Below are 6,238 nucleotides of genomic sequence, written 5' to 3'. Positions count from 1 at the left end.
GCGGGGGCCGCGTGGTGGGTGGGCGTGGGCGTCCTCGTCGTCGAACGCCTCTCGGACGCCCGCCGCAACGGCCACCCCGTACTCGCGGTGATCCGGAGCTCCGCCGTCAACCAGGACGGCGCGTCGAACGGCATGACCGCACCCAACGGCCCCTCCCAGCAGCGCGTGATCCAGAGCGCCCTGGAGAAGGCCGGCCTGACCACGGCGGACGTCGACGTGGTCGAGGCGCACGGTACGGGCACCAAGCTCGGCGACCCGATCGAGGCGCAGGCCGTCCTCGCCACGTACGGGCAGGGCCGCGACGAGGACAAGCCGCTGTGGCTCGGCTCCCTGAAGTCGAACATCGCGCACACGCAGGCCGCGGCCGGCGTCGCCGCCGTCATCAAGATGGTGCAGGCGCTGCGCCACGGCCTGATGCCGAAGACCCTGCACGTCGACGAGCCCACCCCGCACGTCGACTGGTCGGAGGGCAACGTCAAGCTGCTCACCGAAGCCGTCGAGTGGCCGGCGGGCGACCGTCTGCGCCGCGCGGGCATCTCCTCGTTCGGCCTCAGCGGGACGAACGCCCACGTCATCCTGGAAGAGGCCCCGACGGCCCCGGAAGCGGGTACGGACGAGGCTCCGCGCGAGCTGCCCGCCGTACCGGTGGTGCTGTCGGCCCGTTCCCCCGAGGCCCTGGCCGGCCAGGCGGAGCGCCTGCGTGCGCACGTCGGCGACCACGCGGACCTCTCGCTGACCGACCTCGCCTTCTCGACCGCGACCTCGCGCACTCCGCACGAGCACCGGGCCGCGGTCGTCGCCGAGACCCGTGAGGAACTCCTCGCCGGGCTGGCGGCGCTGGCCGAAGGCTCGACGGCGGGTGTGGTGCAGGGCCAGGTGCGGGAGGGCAAGTCGGCCTTCCTGTTCACGGGCCAGGGTGCGCAGCGCCTGGGCATGGGGCGTGAACTGCACGCCGCGTTCCCGGTGTTCGCGCAGGCTCTGGACGCGGTTGTCGCGGCCCTGGACACCCACCTGGACAGGCCGCTGTACGAGGTGATGTGGGGTGAGTCTGCCGAGGACGAGGCGCTGCTGAACAGCACCGCGTTCACGCAGCCCGCGCTGTTCGCGATCGAGACCGCGTTGTTCCGGCTGGTGGAGTCGTGGGGGGTGCGTGCCGACTTCCTGGCGGGTCACTCGATCGGTGAGATCACCGCGGCCCACGCCGCCGGGGTGCTGTCCCTGGAGGACGCGGCCCGGCTGGTCACCGCTCGTGGCCGGCTGATGCAGGCGTTGCCTGCGGGTGGGGCGATGGCGGCGATCGAGGCGACGGAGGAGGAGATCCTCCCGCACTTGACCGACTCCGTCGGGATCGCGGCGATCAACAGCCCGCGCTCCATCGTGGTCTCCGGTGCCGAGGACGCCGTCGAAGCGATCCGGGCCGCGTTCACCGAGCTGGGCCGCAAGTCGACCCGGCTGCGGGTCTCGCACGCCTTCCACTCCCCGCTGATGGACCCGGCGCTCGCCGAGTTCCGGGCCGTCGCCGAATCCGTGACGTACCAGCCCGCTGCCATCCCGGTCGTCTCGGGCGTGTACGGCGAGATCAGCGAGGACTGGGGTACCCCGGAGTACTGGACCCGCCACCTGCGCGAAGCCGTCCGCTTCTCCGACACCGTCCAGCACCTCGCCGCCAAGGGCGTCACCCGGTTCCTGGAACTCGGCCCCGACGCCGTCCTGACCGCCCTCACCCGCACCACCCTCGACACCGACGCCGACACCGACGCCCCGGTGGTCGAGCCGGTGCTGCGCAAGAACCGTCCCGAGGCACCGACCCTCCTGGCCGCCCTCGCACAGCTCCACACCACCGGTACGCCGATCGACTGGGCGGCCTTCTACCGGGCCGCCGAGGACCGCTGGTCCGATCTGCCGACGTACGCCTTCCAGCACCAGCGGTACTGGCTGGAGGGCGCCGCGGCCGGGGGCGGTGCCGGACTCGGCTCCGCCGGTCTCGAATCCGTCGGGCACCCGCTGCTCAGCGCCGCGATCGCCGCCGCCGACTCCGGTGAAGTCGTCCTGACCGGGCGCCTGTCGGTCGACACCCAGCCCTGGCTGGCCGACCACGACGTCCTCGGTTCGATCCTGCTGCCGGGCACCGGTTTCGTGGAGCTGGCCGTCCGGGCCGGTGACCAGGTCGGCTGCGACCGGATCGAGGAACTGCTGCTCGAAGCACCGCTGATCGTGCCCGCCCGCGGTGGCGTGGCCCTCCAGGTGCGGGTCGGTACCCCGGACGCCTCCGGCGCCCGGTCGGTGTCCGTCCACTCCCGAGGCTCGGCCGCGGACGCCCCGTGGACCCGCCACGCCCACGGCACGGTGGTCCCGGGTGCGCCGGCCCCGGCGTTCGACCTGTCCCAGTGGCCGCCGGCCGGTGCGACCGCCCTCGACGTCGACGGCGCGTACGACCGGCTGCTGGAGCGCGGGTACGCGTACGGCCCGGTGTTCCAGGGCCTGAAGGCCGCCTGGGTCCGCGGCGACGACGTGTTCGCCGAGGTGGCGCTGCCCGAGTCGGCGCACGCCGACGCCGCGCAGTTCGGTCTGCACCCGGCCCTCCTCGACGCCGCGATGCACGCGGACCTGCTCGGCGGCAACGGCGCCGCCGAGGGGGCGACGCTGCTTCCGTTCTCCTGGAACGGGGTCACCCTGCACGCGGCCGGTACGTCCGTGCTGCGGGTGCACATCCGCCGCGTGCGCGGCGACGAGGTGTCGGAGATCATGGTCGCCGACGAGACGGGTGCGCCCGTGGCGACCGTGGAGTCGCTGGTGTCGCGCCCGGTCTCCGAAGCCCAGCTGGCCGCCGCCTCCGGTGGCGCCGGCGCCGCCCTGCACCGCGTCGAGTGGCTGCGTACGGCTCCGGGCGGAGCCGGAGCGGCCGAAGCGGCCGTGTGGTTCGCCCCCGTCCCGGCCGGCGAGGACGCCGCGGCCCGGGTGCGTGCGGTGGTGCCCGAGGTGCTCGCGAAGGTCCAGGGCCGGCTGGCCGATCCGGAGTCCGGGTCCGCCCGCCTCGCCGTGGTCACCCGCGGCGGTGTCGCCGTCCTGGCCGGCGAGGACGCCGATCCGGCGCAGGCCGCCGTATGGGGTCTGGTCCGGGCTGCCGAGGCCGAGAACCCCGGCCGGTTCGTCCTGGTCGACGTGGCCGCCGGAACCCGCGACGCGGGCGCCGACGTGGCCGCCGCGCTGGCCACCGGCGAGTCCGAGACGGCCGTGCGCTCCGGCGAGGTGCGCATCCCGCGCCTGACCCGGATCGCCTCCCCCGCCTCCGTCTCCCCGTGGGGCACGACCGGCACCGTGCTGATCACCGGCGGTACCAGCGGCCTCGGCGCGCTGGTGGCCCGCCACCTGGTCGCCGAGCACGGGGTGCGGCAGCTGCTGCTGACCAGCCGCCGCGGCCCGGACGCGCCGGGCGCCGCGGCGATCGTCGCCGAGCTCGCGGAGCTGGGCGCGCACGCCTCCGTGGCGGCCTGCGACGTGACGGACCGGGAGTCGCTCGCCGGCGTCCTGGCCGGCATCGACGCGGACCACCCGCTGAGCGGGGTCGTGCACGCGGCCGCCGTCGCGGGCGGCGGGCTCGTCGGTTCGCTGACCGCCGAGGGCGTGGAGTCCGTACTGCGGCCGAAGAGCGACGGCGCGTGGAACCTGCACGAGCTGACCCGTGACGCCGGACTCTCGGCGTTCGTCCTGTTCTCCTCCGCGGGAGGCTCCGTCCTGGCCGCCGGCCAGGCCGACTACGCGGCGGCCAACTCCTTCCTGGACGGCCTCGCCACGCACCGCCGGGCCTGCGGCCTGCCGGCCACGGCACCCGCGTTCGGCATGTGGGGCATCAGCACCGGTCTCGGCGGTGACCTCACCGACGCCGACCTGGAGCGGATGAAGCGGCTGGGCCTGCCGGCGCTGACCGTCGCGGAGGGGCTCGCCCTCTTCGACGCGGCCGTCGCCGGCGAGGACGCGGTGGTGCTGCCGCTGAAGACCGACGCCGCGGCGCTCGCCGCCCGTGGCGAGGACCTGCCCGCGCTGCTGCGCGGCAAGGTGCGCGGCCCGGTCCGCCGGACCGTGCAGGCGCAGGGCTCCGAAACCTCCGAGCTGGAGCGCCGCCTCGCCGGGGCTTCCGCCCAGGAGCGCGACCGGATCGTCCTCGAACTCGTCCGCACCCAGGTGGCGTCGGTGCTCGGCCACCCGTCGCCGGACGCGATCGGACCGGAGACCGCCTTCCGCGAGCAGGGCTTCGACTCCCTGGCCGCCGTCGAACTGCGCAACCTGCTCCAGGCGGCGACCGGTCTGCGGCTGCCGGCCACGCTGGTCTTCGACTACCCCAACTCCCGGGCGGTCGCGGGCTTCGTGGTGGACAAGCTGTCGGCGACGACCGCCCAGGCGGCCCCGGCCGCGGCCGCCGCGCCGCGCGCCACGACCCCCTCCGATTCGGACCCGATCGCCATCGTGTCGATCAGCTGCCGCTTCCCGGGCGGCGTGCGGTCCGCGGAGGACCTGTGGCAGCTGGTCGCGGAGGGCAGGGACGCCGTCGGGGCGTTCCCGGCCGACCGCGGCTGGGACGCGGACGCCATCTACGACCCCGAGCCCGGCACGCCCGGCAAGACGTACGCCAAGGACGGCGGCTTCCTGTACGACGCCGCCGAGTTCGACGCGGAGTTCTTCGGGATCATGCCGCGCGAGGCGCTCGCGATGGACCCGCAGCAGCGCCTGCTGCTGGAGGCCGCGTGGGAGACGTTCGAGCGGGCCGGAATCGACCCGCAGACGCTGCGCGGCAGCCGGACCGGCGTGTACGCGGGCATCATGTACCACGAGTACGGCAGCCGGCTCACCGATGTCCCCGAGGACCTCGCGGGATACCTGGGCAACGGCAGCGCGGGCTCCATCGCCTCGGGCCGCGTCGCGTACACCCTCGGCCTGGAGGGCCCGGCCGTCACGGTCGACACCGCGTGCTCCTCGTCCCTGGTCAGCCTGCACATGGCCTGCCAGGCGCTGCGCTCCGGTGAGATCACGATGGCGCTGGCCGGCGGTGTGACCGTCATGCCGACGCCGGACCTGTTCGTCGACTTCAGCCAGCAGCGCGGACTCGCCGCCGACGGCCGCTCCAAGGCCTTCGCCGGGGCCGCCGACGGTACCGGCTGGGCGGAGGGCATCGGTCTGCTGCTCGTCGAGCGGCTCTCCGACGCGGAGCGGCTCGGCCACCCGGTGCTCGCCGTGATCCGGGGCAGCGCCATCAACCAGGACGGCGCGTCCAACGGCCTCACCGCCCCCAACGGGCCGTCCCAGCAGCGGGTCATCCAGCAGGCGCTGGCCGCGGCCGGGCTCACGACGGCCGATGTGGACGCCGTCGAGGGCCACGGCACGGGCACCCGCCTCGGGGACCCGATCGAAGCCCAGGCGCTGCTCGCCACGTACGGGCAGGGCCGCGACGAGGACAAGCCGCTGTGGCTGGGCTCCATCAAGTCGAACATCGGGCACGCCCAGGCGGCGGCCGGTGTCAGCGGTGTGATCAAGATGGTGGAGGCGCTGCGCCACGGGGTGCTGCCGAAGACGCTGCACGTGGACGAGCCGTCGCCGCAGGTCGACTGGACCGAGGGCAACGTACGGCTGCTGACCGAGCCGGTCGAGTGGCCGGCGGGCGGGCGCCCGCGCCGTGCGGGTGTCTCCTCGTTCGGCCTGAGCGGTACGAACGCCCACGTCATCCTCGAAGAGGCACCGCGGACGCAGCGGGCGCCGCAGGCGCCGGAGCGTACGCAGGAGCCCGCGCCGGCGGCGGCCACCCCGTCCGCCGGGACGACCGCTCCGGCCGCTCCGGTCGCGCTGACCGTGTCCGCGAAGAACGCCAAGGGGCTGCCGCGGCAGGCCGAGGCGCTGCGCGCGCACCTGGAGGCCCACCCGGAGCAGTCCCTGGCCGACGTCGGCCACGCGCTGGTGGCGTCCCGGGCGGCGCTGGACCACCGTGCGGTCGTCCTCGCCGACGACCGTGCGGCGGCGATCCGCGAGCTGGCGAAGCTGGCCGCGGGGACGGAGTCCGCGGACGTCGTCACCGGCGGCCGCGTGGACGGGGCCACCGCGTTCCTGTTCACCGGCCAGGGTGCGCAGCGCCTGGGCATGGGGCGTGAACTGCACGCCGCGTTCCCGGTGTTCGCGCAGGCCCTGGACGCGGTCGCCGCGGCGGTCGACGCGTACCTCGACACGCCGCTGTACGAGGTGATGTGGGGTG

Annotated in this window: 1 protein-coding gene; it reads left to right on the top strand. The window is 74.9% G+C overall.

All coding sequences use genetic code 11. The annotated features are described in order from the left end of the window. Window positions 1–6,238: type I polyketide synthase (locus ACFXA3_RS31980; RefSeq protein WP_385192489.1), on the top strand; the 6,238-nt coding region annotated here is incomplete at both ends.

The organism is Streptomyces sp. NPDC059456 (genome assembly GCF_042750055.1).
Taxonomy (GTDB): domain Bacteria; phylum Actinomycetota; class Actinomycetes; order Streptomycetales; family Streptomycetaceae; genus Streptomyces.
The sequence above is the reverse complement of the archived record's forward strand: the minus strand, read 5'-3'. Positions and strand labels throughout refer to the sequence as shown.